The 17,648-nt window shown below is 71.6% G+C and carries 20 protein-coding genes; 6 read left to right on the forward strand and 14 right to left on the reverse strand.

Features of this window, described 5'->3' with window-relative positions:
* Positions 1-136: 136 nt before the first annotated feature.
* The 3 genes from KBX46_RS16030 to KBX46_RS16040 all read right to left on the reverse strand — a co-directional run bounded on the left by KBX46_RS16030 (position 137) and on the right by KBX46_RS16040 (position 2,268).
* The gene (locus KBX46_RS16030) at positions 137-346 is read right to left on the reverse strand and encodes a hypothetical protein (protein ID WP_210793085.1); all 210 of its coding nucleotides are present in this window, start codon (positions 344-346) and stop codon (positions 137-139) included.
* A 146-nt stretch (positions 347-492) separates the two neighbouring features.
* A complete protein-coding gene (locus KBX46_RS16035) occupies positions 493-1,551 on the reverse strand; it encodes an aldo/keto reductase (RefSeq protein ID WP_099852145.1) in 1,059 nt (352 codons plus the stop codon).
* A 204-nt stretch (positions 1,552-1,755) separates the two neighbouring features.
* On the reverse strand, positions 1,756-2,268 hold the full coding sequence (locus KBX46_RS16040; RefSeq protein ID WP_172862178.1) for an HIT domain-containing protein: 513 nt from the start codon (positions 2,266-2,268) through the stop codon (positions 1,756-1,758).
* Between the two features lie 176 nt (positions 2,269-2,444).
* Here KBX46_RS16040 and KBX46_RS16045 point away from each other — a divergent pair, with 176 nt between their 5' ends.
* A complete protein-coding gene (locus KBX46_RS16045) occupies positions 2,445-3,173 on the forward strand; it encodes a D-Ala-D-Ala carboxypeptidase family metallohydrolase (protein ID WP_210793086.1) in 729 nt (242 codons plus the stop codon).
* A 142-nt stretch (positions 3,174-3,315) separates the two neighbouring features.
* On the opposite strand, the gene thrS is transcribed toward KBX46_RS16045, so the two are convergent.
* Positions 3,316-5,325, reverse strand: a complete 2,010-nt coding sequence (thrS, locus tag KBX46_RS16050; protein ID WP_210793087.1) for a threonine--tRNA ligase — start codon at positions 5,323-5,325, stop codon at positions 3,316-3,318.
* A gap of 187 nt (positions 5,326-5,512) precedes the next feature.
* Between thrS and KBX46_RS16055 the strand changes: the two genes are divergently transcribed.
* Positions 5,513-6,391 (forward strand): DUF1775 domain-containing protein, encoded by an 879-nt coding sequence (locus KBX46_RS16055; RefSeq protein WP_210793088.1) that lies wholly within the window; start codon positions 5,513-5,515, stop codon positions 6,389-6,391.
* 117 nt (positions 6,392-6,508) lie between these two features.
* On the opposite strand, the gene KBX46_RS16060 is transcribed toward KBX46_RS16055, so the two are convergent.
* Complete coding sequence (locus tag KBX46_RS16060) at positions 6,509-7,429, reverse strand: ADP-ribosylglycohydrolase family protein (RefSeq protein ID WP_088947352.1); 921 nt, start codon at positions 7,427-7,429, stop codon at positions 6,509-6,511.
* 73 nt (positions 7,430-7,502) lie between these two features.
* Between KBX46_RS16060 and KBX46_RS16065 the strand changes: the two genes are divergently transcribed.
* Both KBX46_RS16065 and KBX46_RS16070 read left to right on the forward strand, forming a co-directional pair.
* Complete coding sequence (locus KBX46_RS16065) at positions 7,503-8,192, forward strand: response regulator transcription factor (protein WP_099852139.1); 690 nt, start codon at positions 7,503-7,505, stop codon at positions 8,190-8,192.
* 29 nt (positions 8,193-8,221) lie between these two features.
* On the forward strand, positions 8,222-9,625 hold the full coding sequence (locus KBX46_RS16070) for a HAMP domain-containing sensor histidine kinase (RefSeq protein WP_172861995.1): 1,404 nt from the start codon (positions 8,222-8,224) through the stop codon (positions 9,623-9,625).
* Positions 9,626-9,877: 252 nt separating this feature from the next.
* Here KBX46_RS16070 and KBX46_RS16075 read toward each other — a convergent pair whose 3' ends face one another.
* Positions 9,878-10,900 carry an adenosine deaminase gene (locus tag KBX46_RS16075; protein WP_210793089.1) on the reverse strand — a complete coding sequence of 341 codons (1,023 nt, stop codon included), beginning with the start codon at positions 10,898-10,900 and terminating at the stop codon, positions 9,878-9,880.
* Positions 10,897-11,691 (reverse strand): trans-aconitate 2-methyltransferase, encoded by a 795-nt coding sequence (locus KBX46_RS16080; RefSeq protein ID WP_210793090.1) that lies wholly within the window; start codon positions 11,689-11,691, stop codon positions 10,897-10,899. Before KBX46_RS16080 ends, KBX46_RS16075 begins: the two co-directional genes overlap by 4 nt.
* Positions 11,692-11,775: 84 nt before the next feature.
* On the opposite strand from KBX46_RS16080, the gene KBX46_RS16085 reads away from it, so the two are divergent.
* Both KBX46_RS16085 and KBX46_RS16090 read left to right on the forward strand, forming a co-directional pair.
* Complete coding sequence (locus KBX46_RS16085; protein ID WP_210793091.1) at positions 11,776-12,759, forward strand: aldo/keto reductase; 984 nt, start codon at positions 11,776-11,778, stop codon at positions 12,757-12,759.
* An 88-nt stretch (positions 12,760-12,847) separates the two neighbouring features.
* On the forward strand, positions 12,848-13,042 hold the full coding sequence (locus tag KBX46_RS16090; RefSeq protein ID WP_088947347.1) for a hypothetical protein: 195 nt from the start codon (positions 12,848-12,850) through the stop codon (positions 13,040-13,042).
* A 116-nt stretch (positions 13,043-13,158) separates the two neighbouring features.
* Here the strand turns inward: KBX46_RS16090 and KBX46_RS16095 are convergent, their stop codons facing one another.
* From KBX46_RS16095 to KBX46_RS16125, 7 genes are all read right to left on the reverse strand, one after another.
* Positions 13,159-13,362 (reverse strand): cold-shock protein, encoded by a 204-nt coding sequence (locus KBX46_RS16095; RefSeq protein WP_030338233.1) that lies wholly within the window; start codon positions 13,360-13,362, stop codon positions 13,159-13,161.
* A gap of 288 nt (positions 13,363-13,650) precedes the next feature.
* The gene (locus KBX46_RS16100) at positions 13,651-13,911 is read right to left on the reverse strand and encodes a DUF4235 domain-containing protein (RefSeq protein WP_371409995.1); all 261 of its coding nucleotides are present in this window, start codon (positions 13,909-13,911) and stop codon (positions 13,651-13,653) included.
* Between the two features lie 8 nt (positions 13,912-13,919).
* Positions 13,920-14,294 (reverse strand): DUF3618 domain-containing protein, encoded by a 375-nt coding sequence (locus KBX46_RS16105; protein ID WP_210793092.1) that lies wholly within the window; start codon positions 14,292-14,294, stop codon positions 13,920-13,922.
* Complete coding sequence (locus KBX46_RS16110) at positions 14,291-14,725, reverse strand: phage holin family protein (protein WP_210793093.1); 435 nt, start codon at positions 14,723-14,725, stop codon at positions 14,291-14,293. The genes KBX46_RS16105 and KBX46_RS16110 overlap by 4 nt, the downstream gene beginning before the upstream one ends.
* Positions 14,726-15,058: 333 nt before the next feature.
* Positions 15,059-16,246 (reverse strand): mechanosensitive ion channel family protein, encoded by a 1,188-nt coding sequence (locus tag KBX46_RS16115; protein WP_210793094.1) that lies wholly within the window; start codon positions 16,244-16,246, stop codon positions 15,059-15,061.
* 83 nt (positions 16,247-16,329) lie between these two features.
* On the reverse strand, positions 16,330-17,151 hold the full coding sequence (locus KBX46_RS16120) for a DUF1206 domain-containing protein (RefSeq protein WP_210793095.1): 822 nt from the start codon (positions 17,149-17,151) through the stop codon (positions 16,330-16,332).
* 59 nt (positions 17,152-17,210) lie between these two features.
* Entirely contained in the window at positions 17,211-17,576 is a 366-nt protein-coding gene (locus KBX46_RS16125; protein WP_141908766.1) for a hypothetical protein, read from the reverse strand.
* Positions 17,577-17,648 lie beyond the last annotated feature (72 nt).

Genomic DNA, 17,648 nt, shown 5'->3' on the forward strand with positions numbered 1-17,648 from the left:
CAACTCGTGCTCGACAGCGGCGGTTCGGCGGGTTGGCATGGCATGTCGCGCGCCCTGTAGAGCTGCCCCAGATACGGGGCAGCTCTACCCGCGCGCCGGGACCTGACCGAGCCGCCGCCCCAGGCACACCGCAGCTTCACAGGCCACCACCGCCGAACCAGGCCACCGCCACCAACAGCCCACCGCCACCCAACAGCCCACCGCCACCCAACAGGCCAGCACCACCCAACCTGGCCACCGCCACCAACAGGCCAGCGCCACCCAACCAGGCCACCGCCACCAACAGGCCAGCGCCACCCAACCAGGCCACCGCCACCAACAGGCCAGCGCCACTCGACCAGGCCACCGCCCCAGATACGGGGCAGCTCTACAGGGGGCCGCACTCACAGGTGGGGTCGGCACCCGAGTTCAGGACGGAACGGCGGCACGGACCGGACAGGTATCCGGACGGGTACGCCGGACGGATGCGCCGAACGGGTACGGATGCCCCGCTCAGGGGTGGATGGTGGGGTGCGTGGGAGGGGGCCAGTGGGGGCGGTCGGCGTCGCGGAGGGCTGCGGTCCGCAGAGCGGCCAACTGGCGCTCCACCTCGACGAACTGATCCGCCGGCAACGGGCCCCGGTGCAGGGCAGCGGCGTTCTCCTCGACCTGGGCGACCGTACGGCAGCCGGGGATCGGGATGGTGCGACCGCTGCGGGCCCAGATCCAGCCAAGCGCGCCTTGGGCGAGGGTGCGCCCGTCCGCGGTGAGCGCCGCACGGACCGCGCCGACCCGGCGCAGCCACTCGGGTGCGGGCCGACCACCGCGGAACCACTCCAACCAGCCGGGGGCCAACCCGCGTACGTCGTCGCGGGGCAGGGTCGACCCGGACGAGTACTTGCCGGTGAGTAGACCCATCCCCAGCGGGCCCCGGTTGACGCTGGCCAGGTCGTACTTGTCGCAGACGGCGAGCAGTTCGGGAGCGTCCCGCAGCACCGACAGGGTGTGCTGCACGGCGGTGGCACCGGCGGCGGCCTGCCCGAACGCGGTGGCCCGGTCGGGACGGTCGGTGCTCCACCCGTACGCCCGGATCAGGCCCTCGGTGACCAGGTCCTCGCAGGTGCCAATGAGCGCCTGCGCCCGCGGCACCGGCAGGTCGGCCAGGTGCAGCTGGTAGAGGTCGATCCGGTCAGTGCCCAACCGGCGCAGCGAGTCCGTGACGGCCCGGCGCAGGTACGCGGGCGACGCGTCCTCCCCGGTGGCCTGTCGGCTCGCCTCGTCGAAGGTGTAACCCCACTTGGTGGCGATCACGGCCTCGTCCCGGCGGCCGGCGAGCGCGCGGCCGAGCACCCGCTCGCTGTGCCCGGCTCCGTACGTGTCGGCGGTGTCGAAGAGGGTGATGCCCTCGTCGAGCGCCCGGCGTACCGCCCGCACGGACTCGTCGTCGTCGACCGCGCCCCAGCCCAGCGGTTGGGCGCCCTCCGCCCAGGGGCCGCCGATCGCCCAGCACCCCATGCCGAGGGCGCTGACCTCGATGCCGCTGCGTCCCAACGTCCGTGTCGTGACTGCCATCGGCCGATCGTGCCACCTTCGCCGGGTCGGGGCGTAGCAGATCCCGAGGCGGAATTGAGGATGCGCACCCACCGGTGGGGTGCGGGATGATCGACGCCATGCGACGGCTGGGTGTGGACATCGGCGGTGTGATCATCGAGCCGTACGCCGCGCTGCTGCGCGCCGGCTAGCCGGACCGGCGCGGCCCTCGCCCTCCGGCGGCGGTCAGGACGGCCAGGCGCGGGCCAGCAGGTCGCGGGTGTCACCGAGCAGTTGCGGCAGGACCTTGGTGCGGCCGATCACCGGCATGAAGTTCGCGTCACCGCCCCAGCGCGGCACCACGTGCTGGTGCAGGTGCGCGGCGATGCCGGCGCCGGCCACCCCGCCCTGGTTCATGCCCAGGTTGAAGCCGTGCGCGTTGCTCACCTTGCGGATCACCCGCATCGCGGTCTGGGTGTACGACGCCAGCTCGGTGGTCTCCGGCACGTCCAGGTCGGTGTAGTCGGCGACGTGCCGGTAGGGGCAGACGAGCAGGTGGCCTGGGTTGTACGGGTAGAGGTTGAGCACCACGAAGACGTGCTCGCCACGGGCCACCACCAGGCTCTCCTCCGGCGGCAGCTTGGGGGCCCGGCAGAACGGGCAGCCGGTCGGCTTCTCGTAGCCCTCGGCCGGGCGGTCCTCGCCGGAGATGTAGGTCATCCGGTGCGGCGTCCAGAGCCGCTCCAGACCGTCCGCCATGCCGTCGATGTCCGTGTGCCGTTCCGCCCCTGTCACGAGCCGATCCTACGGAGCCACCCAGGCGGGCCGCGACACCCGCTGTCGGGAAAACTCTTTGCTGCAAGTTCTTGACGGATCAATGCCTAAACCTGAAACTTTCTGCATCCAAGAACTTCCATGCATTGATGGAGGGCTCCATGATCCGACGGCTCGGCCGGCTCCTCGCGGCACTCGCCCTGACTGCCGCCACCACAGTGGCCGGCGTCACCCTCACTGCCGGCGCCGCACAGGCGGACGGCTGCTACACCTGGGGTCGCGCCCTGTCCCAGGGGATGTCCGGCGAAGACGTCCGGCAACTCCAGATCCGGGTCGCCGGCTACCCCGCCTATGGCGCCGTGCTCACCATCGATGGCGCGTTCGGCCCGGCCACCCGGTCCGCGGTCATCCGCTTCCAGCAGGCGTACGGGATGTCGGCGGACGGCGTCGCCGGCGCGCAGACGTTCAACCGGCTCTACGCCCTCCAGGACGACGACTGCACACCGGTCAACTTCAGCTACGCCGAGCTGAACAACTGCAACAGCACCTGGGCCGGCGGCGCGGTCTCGGCGAGCACCGCGCGGTTCAACGCGCTCGTGTCGATGTGGAAGCTCCAGGCCATGCGGCACGCCCTCGGGGACGTGAACATCGCGATCAGCAGCAGCTTCCGCAGCTACACCTGCAACAGCGCGGTCGGCGGGGCGTCGAACAGTCGACACCTCTACGGTGACGGGGTCGACCTGGTCGGGTCCCCGTCCTTCTGCCGGCTGGCCCAGCAGGCCCGCTACCACGGCTTCGGGCAGATCCTCGGCCCCGGCTACCCGGACCACAACGACCACACCCACGTGGCGGCGGTCGGCGGCTGGTCAGCACCGAACTGCGGCATCTGACGGCAGGCGCCGACTCCTGGCGTCGGCCTCCGGGCGATGATCGCGCCCAAAAATGGAAGTAGTGGCCTCCCCACGCCGGGGAGGCCACTACTTCCTGGATCGAGCGCGATCTTGCGGCGGGCGCGCGACCGCGCGGGCGGCGCTACTCCGCGGCGGCCGAGGGGCCGATGTTGGTACGCGAGCTGACCACGTCCAGCACGTGGGTCACCGCCTCGGCGACCGGCACCCCGTTGCGCTGCGAGCCGTCGCGGTAACGGAAGGAGACCGTGCCCGCGGCCACGTCGTCGTCACCGGCGATCACCATGAACGGGATCTTCTGCTGCTGCGCCGTACGGATCTTCTTCTGCATCCGGTCGTCACCCGCGTCCACCTGGGCCCGGATCCCCTCGGCGCGCAGCGCCGCGACGAAACCGTGCAGGTAGTCGGTGTGGTCCTCCCGGATCGGGATGCCCACCACCTGCACCGGCGCCAGCCAGGCCGGGAACGCGCCCGCGTAGTGCTCGGTGAGCACCCCGAAGAACCGCTCGATCGACCCGAACAACGCCCGGTGGATCATGACGGGCCGTTGGCGGGTGCCGTCGGCGGCCTGGTATTCCAACCCGAACCGCTCCGGCTGGTTGAAGTCGACCTGGATGGTGGACATCTGCCACGTCCGGCCGATCGCGTCCCGCGCCTGCACGGAGATCTTCGGCCCGTAGAACGCCGCGCCGCCCGGGTCGGGCACCAGGTCCAGACCGGAGGTCGCGGCGGCGGTCCGCAGCGCCTCGGTCGCCTCGGCCCAGTCTTCCTCGGCCCCGATGAACTTGGGCGAGTCGTCCCGGGTCGACAGCTCCAGGTAGAAGTCGTCCAGGCCGTAGTCGCGCAGCAGGTCCAGCACGAAGCTGAGCAGCGCGGACAGCTCACCGGCCATCTGCTCACGGGTGCAGTAGATGTGCGAGTCGTCCTGGGTCAAGCCACGGACCCGGGTCAGGCCGTGCACGACGCCGGACTTCTCGTACCGGTAGACAGTGCCGAACTCGAACATCCGCAGCGGCAGCTCCCGGTACGACCGCCCGCGCGACCTGAAGATCAGGTTGTGCATCGGGCAGTTCATCGCCTTGAGGTAGTAGTCCGCGCCCTCCAGCTGCATGGGCGGGAACATGGTGTCCGCGTAGTACGGCAGGTGACCGGAGGTCTGGAACAGCTGCGCCTTGGAGATGTGCGGGGTGTTGACGAACTCGTACCCCGCCTGCTCGTGCCGCTGGCGGGAGTAGTGCTCCATCTCGCGGCGGATGATGCCGCCCTTGGGATGGAAGACCGCCAGGCCGGAGCCGATCTCGTCGGGGAAGCTGAACAGGTCGAGGTCCGCGCCGAGCTTGCGGTGGTCGCGCCGGGCGGCCTCCTCCAACAGCTTCAGGTACGCCTTGAGCTCGTCGCGGGTCGGCCACGCGGTGCCGTACACCCGCTGCAACTGCGGGTTCTTCTCCGACCCACGCCAGTAGGCGGCGGCCGAGCGCATCAGCTTGAACGCGCCGATCAGGCGGGTGGTCGGCAGGTGCGGGCCCCGGCACAGGTCCGACCAGCAGACCTTGTCCTCCTTGGCGTCGAGGTTGTCGTAGATGGTCAGCTCGCCGCCGCCCACCTCCATCACCTCGTCGGTGTCCAGGCCCTCGCCCTTGACCTCGATCAACTCCAGCTTGAACGGCTCGTCGGCCAGCTCGGAGCGCGCCTCGTCCAGGCTGTCGAAGCGGCGGCGACGGAACCGCTGCCCGGACTTGATGATCTCCTGCATGCGCTTCTCGAGCTTGCTGAGGTCATCGGGCTGGAACGGCTTGTCGACGTCGAAGTCGTAGTAGAAGCCGTTCTCGATGGGCGGGCCGATGCCCAGCTTGGCCTCGGGGAAGATGTCCTGCACTGCCTGGGCGAGCACGTGCGCGGTGGAGTGGCGCAGCACGTTCAGCCCGTCGGGCGAGTCCAGACTGACCGGCTCGACGACGGTCTCCTCGGCCGGCGACCAGTCCAGGTCGCGCAGCTGGCCCTGCGGGTCTCGGACCACGACGATCGCCTTGGGGCCGTTCGCGGGCAGTCCGGCCGCGGCCACCGCGTCGGCCGCCGTCGTCCCGGCGGCGACGACGACAGGGTCGGCCACGGCGGGGGTACGGGGTGCGGACACGGTGACTCCTCCAAGTGGTACGAAACGGTGCCGATCCTCGGCTCCTGCCGATGCTATCGGTCGCCCCACCCTCGACCGGGAAGGGCACCTTCCTCACGTCCGCGTTGAACCTTTCGCGCCTCCCAGCCGAACTACAGAGTGTGGCCGGAACCGGTGCCGGTCGCGCGGACACAGATGGGGGCACGAGATGGCGAGCACGTACGGCGGCGAGCGCCGACGGCGGATCACGGCGGTGACCGCGCTGACCGCCGCCGGGCTGCTGCTCTGGCCCGGCACGGCGCACGCGGTGGACGTGACGACCACCCCCACGGAGGCCCGGCAGGGCGACGCCGTACGCCTGGAGTTCAGCGTGCCGGAGGAGCGGGCCGGTACGAAGACCAACCAGATCGAGGTCCGGTTACCGGCCGACGCGCCGATCGCCGAGGTCTACCCGATGTCGGTGAACGGCTGGGCGCCCCGGATCAGCTCCCGCACCCTGGACAAGCCGGTGGCCGGTATCCACTCGTCCGGCGTGAGCACGGTGACCACCGCGGTGACCTGGGTCCGGGTGGGCGAGAGCGATCCCGGCCCGGCCCGGCTGGCGCTGTCCATGGGGCCGATGCCGCAGGCGGAGCGGCTCACCTTCGAGGTGGTCCAGACGTACGCCGATGGCACGGTGGTCCGGTGGGCGGACGCCGCCGGCCCGCACCGGGCCCCGGCGCTCACCCTGCTGCCGGCGGCGCCCGGCGCGGCGGGCCAGGCCGCACACGGCGGGCACGGCGGTCCGGCGGCCGGTGCGCCAGCCGCTGCGGACAGCGGTGTCGACGCCCCGGCCGCTGACGCAGGCGAGGAGTCCGGCGGCGCCGACGGGATGTTGGCCGCCGGCCTGCTGGCCGGCCTGGGCGGCGGCGCGGCGATCGGTTGGCTGGTCAGCCGGTGGCGCCGACGCGACCCGGGCGAGGCCACCGCGCTGGCCGAGGTGACCGGCGGAGCGGACGAGGATCAGCCCCCGACGCTCGCCGAGGTCACCGGCCGCACGGACAAGGACCAGACCCCGACGCCCGCCGTTTCCGCGTCATCTGGGTGATCCACTCGGGTTCCCGGAAACCGCGGCATCAACGCGGCACGGACACCCCGATCTGCAGAAACCCGAGTCGATCATGACCCGGGCGGCGGTCCAGGCCAGCCGGGCCGGCAGGCCGGGTCAGGGCAGCCAGGTGGGTAGCGGCTCGCGGGCGGCCAGCCACGGCTCGGGCACGCCCCCGGGGGTGCCGACACCGGTGTACGCCGCCACCACCGCCCCGGCGATGGCGGACGTGGTGTCCACGTCCCCACCCGCCCGCACGCATGTCCGGATCGCCGTCGGATAGTCGTCGAGGTGGGTGGCGGCCACCCAGAGGGTGAACCCGACGGTGTCCTGCGCGGTCACCCGGGAGCCGTTGCCGAGCGCCGCCACCACCTGGGGCAGTGGCCGGCCGAGCAGCCCGGCTGCCCGGTTCACGCTCCGGTGCACCTCGGTGCCCGGATCGAGCGCGGCGGCGATCCCGGCGAGCAGCCGCTCCGGGGCTGGCCGGTGCCCGTCGAGGCGGGCTCGGGCGGCCAACGAGGCGGCGACAGCGACCGCGACGGCGCCGGCGATGCCCTCGGGGTGCGCGTGCGTCACCTCGGCCGAGGAGCGGGCCTGGGCTGCGGCACGCGCGGTCGAGTCGGCGAAGTACGCGCCCAGAGGGCCGACCCGCATGGCCGCGCCGTTGCCGCAGGAGCCCTGACCGTCGAACGCGGAGGCGGCGGCCAGCGGCCACGGGGTGCCGGTGCGGATCAGCCGGAGGATCAGCGTCGCGCCGGCGCCGTAGCCCCGGCGCGGCTCGCAGCGCTCGGCGAAGGCCAGGGCCAGCCGGTCCCGGTCGATGCTGCCGGAGTCGGCGAGCTCGGCGAGGACCGAGCAGGCCATCTCGGTGTCGTCGGTCCACTCCCAGGGCGATGGCGGCAACGCCTGCGGGGTGAGATCCGCAGGTGCCGACCCCGGCAGGAAATACTGGGCGCCGAGCGCGTCGCCGGTGGAGAGACCGGCGAGACTGTCCCGGGCGAGCGCCAGGCGGGCATCGGCGAACAGGGTGAACGACATCGTCGTACCAGCTTGCCCCCTCGCCAGGCACGTCGCAACGCGATCAACTTGCCAGGCCCAGTACGGTCTTGTCGTGGCCTCCGTGCTCCTGGTCGAAGACGATCACGTCGTACGCGGTGCGATGCTGCGGTCCCTCACCGACCGGGGGCATGCCGTGCACGCCGTGGGTACGGCGTTGGACGCGCTGCGCCGGGTCGCCGCGGAGACGCCCGACCTGGTGGTGCTCGACCTGGGTCTGCCGGACCTGGACGGCTCGGACGCGCTGCGGATGCTGCGCGGCATCACCGACGTCCCGATCATCATCGCCACCGCCCGCGACGACGAGCAGTCGGTGGTCAAGCTGCTGCGTGCTGGCGCGGACGACTACATGGTCAAGCCGTTCACCGGGGCGCACCTGGACGCGCGGATCACCACAGTGCTGCGCCGGGCCGGGCGGGCCAGCCGGACGGTGCAACCCGCTGTGCACAGCGTCGGCGGGCTCAAGGTGGACGTGGGCGAACGCAGTGCCCAGCTCGACGGGGAGCCACTGGCGCTGACCCGCAAGGAATTTGACCTGCTGGCGTATCTCGCCGCGCGACCTGGGCGGGTAGTGTCCCGCCGGGAACTCTTGGAGGAGGTATGGCGGCAGCCATCGGTCGGCGAGGATCAGACCATCGACGTTCACCTGTACTGGCTCCGCAGAAAGATGGGCGAGTCCGCGGCGAAGCCGCGTTACCTGCGCACCGTGCGGGGGGTCGGGTTCCGGCTGGTGGCACCGGACTGAGGACGGCGCTGGCCCTGCTCACGGCCGGCATGTGCAGTCTCGTCGCGCTCGCGTTCCTGATCCCCCTCGGCCTCAGCCTGCGTGAGCAGAGCCGGGACGAGGCGATCGCCGACGCCGCCCGGCGCAGCGCGCTGGTGACCGGCGCGCTGGCGGTCAGCACCGACCCGACGGTCGTCGAGCGTGCCGTGGTGGCCAGCGCCGAGGGTGCCCAGACCCGGCCGGTGGTGCACGGGTTGGGTCTGGACGAGTCCGCGGGCCGGGCCAGTGGCAGTGACCTGGACCGGGCCCGTGCCGACCGGCGGTCGCTGGTCGTGGACGTCGACGGCGGTGTGGTCCGGCTCGACCCGGTGGTCCTCGGTGACCGGACGGCCGTGGTCGAGGTGTTCCTCCCGGATTCGACGCTGGGTGAGGGTGCCGGCGGCACCTGGTTGCTGCTGTTCGCGGTCGGCGCGGCGATGGCCGGCGCGGCGGTGCTGGTTGTCGACCGGGTCGCCGCCCGCGCGGTGGACTCGACCCGAGGTCTGGTGAAGGCCGCACTGTCCATCGGCGACGGCGACCTGGGCGTACGGGTGGAGCCGACCGGTCCCCGCGAGCTGGCCGAGGCCGGGTACGCCTTCAACCGGATGGCGGACCGGCTCGACGCGGCCCGCACCGATGAGCGGGAGCTGGTGGCCGACCTGTCGCACCGTCTGCGTACCCCGTTGACGGTGCTGCGGTTGGACGCGGAGGCGTTGGAGTCCGACGACACCAGCGTGGGTTCGTTCAGCCCGGCGGAGCTGGACCGGCTCCGGGGCATCCGGCGGATCCGGCAGGCGATCGTCACCCTGGAGGGTGAGATCGACGTGCTGATCAAGACGACCCGCAAGTCGGTGGCGCACGAGGCCGGTCCGGCGATGTGCGACGTCAGCGAGGTGGTCCGGGACCGGATGGTGTTCTGGGCGGCCCTGGCCGGCGACCAGAACCGGCCGCACCGGGTGAACGGCGCGCAGTTGCGCATCCCGGCGCCGGTGCCGCGGGCCGAGCTGGCCGCAGCGCTGGACGCGGTCATCGGCAACGTCTTCCGTTACACGCCGCAGGGCACCGCGTTCGAGGTGGCCGTGTCCCGACGGGACGGTTACGTGGCGATCCGGATCGACGACGCCGGTCCCGGCATCACCAACCCGGACCGGGCGCTGCGCCGGGGCACCAGTGACCAGGGTTCGACCGGGCTGGGGCTGGACATCGCCAAGCGGGTGGCGTTGCAGGCCAACGGGTCGGTGAGCATCGACCGCGCCCGGCTGGGCGGGGCCAGCGTGGTGATGCTGCTCGCCGACCCGGAGGCGACGCCCCGGCAGGTGAGCCGCTTCGGTCTGGTCGGCCGGATGGCCCGCGACGCCCGGGACACGAAGTCCAGCGGACGTCGCTGGCCCCGCCAGCGACCCACCGACGAGTGACCGCAACGGCCCCGGTTGTGGGCCGGCGCAAGTCTTCCTTAGATCGCGGTTAACGATCGCGTGTGACCGGCTTCGGGCTGACAGGATCAGTGCACGAACCCACCAGTTTCACCGGTCGAGCGCACCACGCACCCCCGGCCGGTGAAGCCGCGCGCGCGGCGGGAGTCTCAGGTCCCCCCACACCCACGCTCCCGCCGCGCGCCCCGCTCCCCCGAACGGCCCAGCGGCTCAGCCGCGCTCCGGCCGCCCAGCTCAGCCGGCGGTGGCGAGGTACGCGTCGATCTCGGCGCTGATCCGCTGCTTGCCGGCGGGGTCGAGGAAGGACGCGGTCACCGCGTTGCGGGCCAGCCCGGCCAGACCCTCGCGACCGGCCCCGAGCAGACGGGCCGCCACCGCGTACTCGTCGTTGAGGGTCGTGCCGAACATCGGCGGGTCGTCGGAGTTGATGGTGACCAGCAGCCCGGCCTCGACCAACTGGGGCAGCGGGTGCTCGTCGAGGCTGGCCACCGCCCGGGTCCGTACGTTGGACGTCGGGCAGATCTCCATCCCGATCTGCCGCTCGGCCAGGTGTGTGAGCAGCTCCGGGTCCTGTGCGGCGGAGATGCCGTGCCCGATGCGCTCGGCGCCCAGCTCGTTCAGCGCGTCCCAGATCGTCTGCGGCCCGGTGGTCTCCCCGGCGTGCGGCACCGAGCGCAGACCGGCCGCGCGGGCCTGGTCGAAGTAGGGCCGGAACTGCGGTCGGGGCACGCCGATCTCCGGGCCACCCAGACCGAAACTGACCAGCCCGTCCGGGCGTTCCTCCAGGGCGATGCGCAGCGTCTCCTCGGCGGAGGGCAGACCCGCCTCGCCGGGGATGTCGAAGCACCAGCGCAGTTCGAGGCCGAAGTCGGCCAGGGCACGCCGGCGGGCGTCCTCGATCGCCTCGCAGAACGCCGGCGCGGGGATGCCCCGGCTCACGTGCGAGTACGGGGTGATGGTCAGCTCCGCGTACCGGACCTGTTGGCGTGCCAGCTCCCGGGCCACCTCGTGGGTGAGGATCCAGACGTCCTCCGGGTCGCGGATGAGGTCCACCACGCTCAGGTAGACCTCGATGAAGTGCGCGAAGTCACGGAACTCGAAGTAGGTGGCGAGCGCCTCCGGGTCGGCCGGCACGGGGGTGCGTCCCTCATGGCGGGCTGCCAGCTCGGCGACGATCCGGGGCGAGGCGGAGCCGACGTGGTGCACGTGCAGCTCCACCTTGGGCAGGCCGGCGATGAAGGTGGGCAGGTCGGTCACAGGTTCTCCTGGGCATGGTCGCCGGTGCGGGCGACGACGAAGACGCGGCGGAACGGGAAGTACACCTGACCCTGCCGCACCGGGTACGCCGCGGTGAGTCGTACCCCCAGCTCGGCCCGGAAGGCCGACCAGCCGGCGGCGTCCAGCGCGGCCCGGACCGGGCGCAGCGCGGTGCCTTCCATCCAGGTCAGCACCGGGTGCTCGGCGGCGGGCCGAGCCGGCAGCAGGTGCACGTAGGTAGTCTCCCAGGCGTCCACGGCGCAGCCGGCGGCGGTCAGCAGCGCCGCATAGTCGGCGGGGTCGTCGACTGGGTCCGCGCGCAGTAGCGGGGCGATCTCGGCCCGCCAGGCCGGCTGGTCGGCGACCTCGCGCAGGGCGCGGTGCGACGGGGCGGTGAAGTTGCCGGGGACCTGCATGGCCAGCCACGCCCCGGCGGGCAGCTCGCCGGCCCAGCGGCGCAGCAGCTCCTGGTGACCCGGCACCCACTGGAGCGCGGCGTTGCTGACCACCACGTCCTCGTCGCCGGTCGGATGCCAGTCGCGCAGGTCGGCGACCGCGAAGTCGACGGGAGTGCCGAGGGCGGCGGCCCTGTCGATCATCTCGGGTGAGGAGTCCAGGCCGAGCACCCGGCTGGTCGGCCAGCGCTGGGCGAGGGTGGCGGTGAGCTGGCCAGGGCCGCAGCCGAGGTCGACCACGGCCCGGGGCCGCTCGGCGGGGATCCGCGCGACGAGGTCGTGGAACGGCCGGGACCGCTCGTCGCCGAAGCGCAGGTAGGTGGTCGGGTCCCACATCGCAGCCTCCCAAACCGTACGTCCGTCTTGTTTCAAGATACGGCTCGCGTGGCAGGCCGGCAACCCGATCACTAGGCTCGGGGCATGGAACAGCGCAGCTTCAACCGGCTCGGCCGGACCGTCGGCGCGGTCGGCCTGGGCGCCTGGCAGCTCGGCGCCGACTGGGGCACCGTCAGCGAGGGCGACGCGATGGCGGTGCTCGCCGCCGCCGTGGACTCCGGAGTCACCTTCCTCGACACCGCCGACGTGTACGGCGACGGTCGCAGCGAGCAGCTGATCGGCCGCTTCCTGCGCTCCCGACCCGACGCCGGGCTCACCGTCGCCACCAAGATGGGCCGCCGCGTCGAGCAGCGGCCGGAGGCGTACACCCTGGCCAACTTCCGGCAGTGGACCGACCGCTCCCGAGCCAACCTGGGCATGGACACGCTGGACCTCGTCCAGCTGCACTGCCCGCCCACCGCCGTGTTCTCCTCAGACGAGGTCTTCGACGGCCTCGACACCCTCGTCGCCGAGAAGGCCATCGCCGGGTACGGGGTCAGCGTCGAGACCTGCGACCAGGCCCTCACCGCGATCGCCCGGCCGGGCGTGGCGAGCGTCCAGATCATCCTCAACGCGGTCCGCCACAAGCCGCTGGAGCGTGTCCTGCCGGCAGCCGCGGCGGCCGGCGTGGGCATCATCGCCCGGGTGCCACTGGCCAGCGGCCTGCTCTCCGGCCGGTACGACGAGAACACCGAGTTCGCCGCCGACGACCACCGCAACTTCAACCGCACCGGCGCGGCCTTCGACGTCGGCGAGACGTTCTCCGGCGTCGACTTCGCGCAGGGCCTCGCCGCCGTACGCCGGCTGGCGCCGCTGGTCGACGCGGATCGCACGATGGCGCAGTTCGCGTTGCGCTGGGTGCTCGACCAGGCGGGCGTCACCGTGGTCATCCCCGGTGCCCGCGACGCTGACCAGGCCCGGCGCAACGCCGCTGCGGCGGACCTGTCGTCGCTGAGCGACGACCAACTGGCAGCCGTACGCGAGACCTACGACGAGCTGATCCGCCCGCAGGTGCACGACCGGTGGTGACCCGCACGCCCGGGGTGCTCGCGTCGCGCCACCCGGCCGACCATGCTGGAGGGCGACGCGCCGCCTCGGGTGTCGGAGAGGGGACGCGATGAGGGGCTGGCTTTCGCTCACCCTCGGCCTGCTGGCCGTCGTGATCGGTGCCGTGTGGACGGTGCAGGGCCTCGGCTATGTCAGCGGCAGCGTGATGACCGACCAGAAGATCTGGGCGGTGATCGGCCCGATCGTGGCACTGGTCGGGCTGGTGGTGCTCTGGCTCGGCCTGCGCTCGCGCCGCCGACGCTGACCAACTGGCCCTGGTGGCCTGGCACGGAAAAGCCCCGCATCCCTGGAAGGATGCGGGGCTTTTCAACGGCCCTGTGCCGGACCGTCCCACTGACCGGCGGGGGCCGGCCATCTCACTCAGATGGGACGGACCTGCTCAGCCTGCGGGCCCTTCTGACCCTGAGCGATCTCGAACTCCACCCGCTGGTTCTCCTCCAGCGAGCGGTAGCCGCTGGTCTGGATGGCCGAGAAGTGGACGAACACGTCAGCACCCCCACCATCGACGGTGATGAAGCCGAAGCCCTTGTCAGCGTTGAACCACTTCACGGTTCCCTGAGCCATGTGTATCTCCCTCGAAAAACTGGCGGCCGTGCACGCCGTCCGGCCGATTGGCCGTTTTCGAGCGGCGGTGCCTGAGGCGGCCCCACGAAGGAGACTTCTCTCAACCCACGCCATCTCGCAACAGCGGGGACCAGCAAATCACGGAGGTAAAAAGTCTGTCACGACCTCTCCGACGAATTTCTCCGACATGTGACCTGACGGATGCCTCAGTTCCGCTGGGCGGCGTCCGAAGCCATGCGAAAGCCCCCTTCCCATCGATGCGGGAAGGGGGCTGAAGTCGCTGTGTGGTCAGTCCGGCCAGCTGCCGGTCATCCGGCGGACGCCGACCGCGCCGCCCCGGTCCACAGCGGCCCGGACGACCGCGAAGATGGCCCCCTGCAACGCCGCCGCGGCCAGGATCTCGCCCCAGCCGCGATCCTCGTCGATGGCGTTGGGTGCCTCACCGTCGCCCGCGGTGACCTTCCAGACCTGCCGGAAGATCGCCCCGGCCACCGTGCCCGCGGCGATACCCAACAACACGCCGACCGGCCGGTATGCGACCCTGCCGATGTTTCTGCTCACCTACGCCTCCCCCGCACGATCATCAGCACCACCACGGTGGCCACCGCACCGGCAGCGATCGCCGCCCACGGCACCGGGTTGCGTCGCATCAACTCGCCCTTGTCGTGCGCCTGTGCGCGCACCAACTCGCCCTTCTCGTAGGCCTGTGCGCGGGCCATTCCGGCACCACGCACGGCCTGCCCGCGAACCCGGGCGACGGTCTGCGCCGCCTGCTCGCGCATCCGCTCCTTCGCCTGCTCGGCGGAAACCTTCAGGCGCGCCTTGACGTCGGCCTTGGCGGCCAGCGCCTCCATCGTCTCGCCCAACTCGACCCGGGTGCGGCGGATCTCCTCGCGGAGCGCCTCCGTGTCGCCGGTCCCGTTGCCGGTCATTGCCGCCCCCTGTCCTTCACCGCGGCGGTGACGGTGTCCATGTCGGCCCGGAGGCTGCGGACCGTCGCCTCCGGCATCGGTGGGACCGCACGGCTGACCTGCTTCTTGCCCACCAGGGCAAGGATGCCGGCCACCAGGAAACAGGCAACCGCCACGATCAGCGCGGCGGCCCATGCGGGCAACACCAGGTCGAGCAGCAGGATCGCCGTGACGACCAACGCGCCCAGGCCGTAGAACGCCAGTGCGCCGCCGCCGCCGAAGAGCCCGATGCCAATGCCCGCGTGCTTGCCCTTCTCGGTCAACTCCGCTCGGGCCAGCGCCAGTTCGTCTCGTACGAGACGGGAGACCTGCTCGGTGGCCCGCTGCACCAACTCGGCGGTGGAGGGCTCGCTCCCGTTCTGGGATGTGCGGGCGTTCGCCACGTCAGCCATGCTGTCCTCCTTTCCTCATCACCGCGCTGTATGCCCGGAGTCGCCGCCCGTCAATCCTAAAGCGCGCCGAGCAGCTCACCGTCCGCGTTGTCGGGACGCCGCGCCGAGGACCGGCGCACCGTCCCACCCTGATCACGCCAGAGACGTCCGGCAGCACATCCCCCACCCAAGCCCGACCAAACCTCTCGCAACGGACCACCAACCCCGGTCGCGCAGCGGTGATCATGAGGTTGACGTGGACAAACCGGGCGCACCGGCCCGGCAAGTCCATGATCGCCACGGTCCTGCGGGCAGCACTCGGGCGGCGCGACGCGGCGGCCGGGCGCGGACCGGTCAGGGGCGGGTTTCTTCGGGGCCCACGAAGGCTTCACTGCGGGCGTCGCCGTCGTCGCTGCCACCGAAGACGCGAGCGTCGTCCGGTGCCTCGGTCTCCGACAGGCGGCGTGCCGGCCGCCTCGGCTGCACCCACTGCCAGGGCAGGTTGCTGCTGGAGTCGCCCAGCTCGGTGCGCATCCGGGGCATCGCGGTCGGGCGGTTGTCCCGGATCCAGGCCACCAGATGCTCGCGGACCAGGCAGCGCAGATCCCACAGGCTGCCCGCGTCGGCGGCGCTGACCAGCGCGCGCATTCGTACCATCCCGCCGGTGGCGTCGGTGACCTGAAGGACGCAGACCCGGCCGTCCCACAGCTCGGTGCCCTCGACCATGCGGCGAAGCTCCTCGCGCATCGTCTGCACCGGCACCGCCCAGTCCACGTCGAACTCGGCGGTGCCGAGCACCGCCGCCTCGGTCCGCGTCCAGTTCTGGAACGGCTTGCTGGTGAAGTACGAGGTGGGCAGGATCAACCGCCGGTCGTCCCAGATCTGCACGACCACATAACTGAGGGTCAGCTCCTCGATCCGACCCCACTCCCCCTCGACGACGACCACGTCATCGAGCCGGACGGCGTCGCTGAACGCGAGCTGGAGGCCGGCGAACACGTTGCCGAGCAGGCTCTGTGCGGCGAGCGCGGCAACCACACCGACCACACCGGCCGAGGTCAGCACACCGGCGCCGATGCCCCGCACGCTGGGGAACGTCATCAGCATCACGCCGATGGTCAGGATGACGATCACCGCGATGGTCAGCCGACGCAGCATCACCACCTGGGTCCGGACCCGCCGGGCGTGCCGGTTGTCCGGCACGTCGACCCGGAACCGCGCCAGCGCGGTGTCCTCCACGACGACCAGCAGCGAGGCCACCAGCCAGGCCGCGGTGGCGATGACGGCGAGGACGAGCAGGTGCAGCAGCAGGCGGCGCCAGCTCTCGCCGACCGCGTACCCGGTGCTGAAACGGACGGCGAACTGCACGGCGAGGACCGTCCCGGCGATCTGGAACGGGCGGTGCGCGTGGTCGGTCAGCTCGGTCATCAACAGCGAGCGACGGCCGAACCGCCGGGTCAGCCGGTGGACGACCTCGACCAGGAACAGGGCGACCGCCGCCGCGACGAGCGCGGCGACGGCCGTTTCGACATAGTTCTGCAAGGCTTCGGTGCTCCCCTTCGACCAGGCGTCGGGCACTCCGGGCAAAAGCCCAAGAGTGCCCGACGACCGTGGTATCGACCAGCTCAGACCTTGCGGTACCGGGACTGGAGGAAGCAGTAGACGCCGAAGGCGGCGATGCCCAGGGCGACCAGGGTCAGCAGGAAGGTGCCGTACGACTGCTCGCGCAGGGTGTGCAGCGCGGCGTCCAGACCACGGGCCTTCTCCGGGTCGTAGTTCACGGCCGCGACGATGACCAGCAGACCGGCGATGCCGTACGCGACGCCCTTGGCCACGTATCCGGCCATGCCGAGCCGGCGGGCCAGTTGGCGGGTCTTCGGGCTCATCTCACCGGTCTTCAGGTGCTTCTCGAACTTCTTGAGGGCGCCGTAGATGACCAGGCCGACACCGATCGCGGCGAGCACCAGCCCGGCGAGGCCGACGAGCCAGCGGCCGCCGGTGGAGGTCATCAGCTTGCCGGTCAGCGCCTCCTGCTGGTCGGCGCTGTTCGACCCGGCGTCCTTGAAGACCTTGAACGCGGTCCAGGCGAAGTAGAGGTAGACGATGGTCCGGCCGGCCGAGGCGAGCCGTTCGGTGACCCGCTCCTTGCCGCGCTCGGCGCGGTGCCCGACCGCCGCCTCCAGCGCCTGCCAGATCGCCATCGCGAGCAGGCCGACCGCGACGGCGATGACCAGGAACTTACCGAGGGGCTGTGCGGAGAGGGTACGCAGCGCGCCGGACTGGTCGCCGTCGTCGGACGACTTGTCGAAGGCGATCTGCAATGCCAGCCAGGCGAAGAGGAGGTGGACGATGCCGTAGCCGATGAAGCCGGCCCGGGCGAGGAGTTCCAGCCACCGGCTGTCCGCCGTACGGGAGGCGGTGGCTTCGGCGCTACGGGTAAGTGACATGGCGTCACAATCTCCGATTGCGAAGATTCTCAAACGTCGGCCACCGCCGCCCGCCCAGGTCAGCTGCCCGGGTTACGCGCTACGCGAATCTTGACCTGTTGGTCGGTCACGCTGTCCAGGGTCACCCCGAAACCCCCGGCCTCGGCGGCCTGCTGGCCGGTGGTGAGGGTGAGCTGTTCGCCGGCGACCTCGACGGTCACCTGGTCACCCTCGGCGCCGACCAGCTTGGCCTCGACGCCCAGGATGGTGGTCCTCGCGTCGACACCCCGATCGAAGGTGACGGTGCAGGCGTCCACCGAACAGTCTGTGGAGGCGCCCTGGGAGCTGCAGCCGGCGAGCACGGCGATGCCGAGCGCCAGACCGGCGAACAGACCGGCGGCGCGGCGGACGGTGGGCATGGGCATGGTGGCGGGTCGGTTCGTCACCTCGCCAAGAGTACGAGACGCCCGCGATGTCACAGTCGATTGGTGATCACCCGGTGGCCGGACGGGGTCGCG

The organism is Micromonospora sp. C81 (genome assembly GCF_018070425.1).
Classification (GTDB): domain Bacteria; phylum Actinomycetota; class Actinomycetes; order Mycobacteriales; family Micromonosporaceae; genus Micromonospora; species Micromonospora zamorensis.

What these genes read in the sequence shown, in the direction of transcription:
- KBX46_RS16035 (WP_099852145.1), bottom strand. Translation starts at nt 1,551, where the DNA reads ATGGCAGTCACGACACGGACGTTGGGACGCAGCGGCATCGAGGTCAGC.
- KBX46_RS16040 (WP_172862178.1), bottom strand. Translation starts at nt 2,268, where the DNA reads ATGGCGGACGGTCTGGAGCGGCTCTGGACGCCGCACCGGATGACCTAC.
- KBX46_RS16045 (WP_210793086.1), top strand. Translation starts at nt 2,445, where the DNA reads ATGATCCGACGGCTCGGCCGGCTCCTCGCGGCACTCGCCCTGACTGCC.
- KBX46_RS16055 (WP_210793088.1), top strand. Translation starts at nt 5,513, where the DNA reads ATGGCGAGCACGTACGGCGGCGAGCGCCGACGGCGGATCACGGCGGTG.
- KBX46_RS16060 (WP_088947352.1), bottom strand. Translation starts at nt 7,429, where the DNA reads ATGTCGTTCACCCTGTTCGCCGATGCCCGCCTGGCGCTCGCCCGGGAC.
- KBX46_RS16070 (WP_172861995.1), top strand. Translation starts at nt 8,222, where the DNA reads ATGTGCAGTCTCGTCGCGCTCGCGTTCCTGATCCCCCTCGGCCTCAGC.
- KBX46_RS16080 (WP_210793090.1), bottom strand. Translation starts at nt 11,691, where the DNA reads ATGTGGGACCCGACCACCTACCTGCGCTTCGGCGACGAGCGGTCCCGG.
- KBX46_RS16085 (WP_210793091.1), top strand. Translation starts at nt 11,776, where the DNA reads ATGGAACAGCGCAGCTTCAACCGGCTCGGCCGGACCGTCGGCGCGGTC.
- KBX46_RS16090 (WP_088947347.1), top strand. Translation starts at nt 12,848, where the DNA reads ATGAGGGGCTGGCTTTCGCTCACCCTCGGCCTGCTGGCCGTCGTGATC.
- KBX46_RS16095 (WP_030338233.1), bottom strand. Translation starts at nt 13,362, where the DNA reads ATGGCTCAGGGAACCGTGAAGTGGTTCAACGCTGACAAGGGCTTCGGC.
- KBX46_RS16105 (WP_210793092.1), bottom strand. Translation starts at nt 14,294, where the DNA reads ATGACCGGCAACGGGACCGGCGACACGGAGGCGCTCCGCGAGGAGATC.
- KBX46_RS16110 (WP_210793093.1), bottom strand. Translation starts at nt 14,725, where the DNA reads ATGGCTGACGTGGCGAACGCCCGCACATCCCAGAACGGGAGCGAGCCC.
- KBX46_RS16120 (WP_210793095.1), bottom strand. Translation starts at nt 17,151, where the DNA reads ATGTCACTTACCCGTAGCGCCGAAGCCACCGCCTCCCGTACGGCGGAC.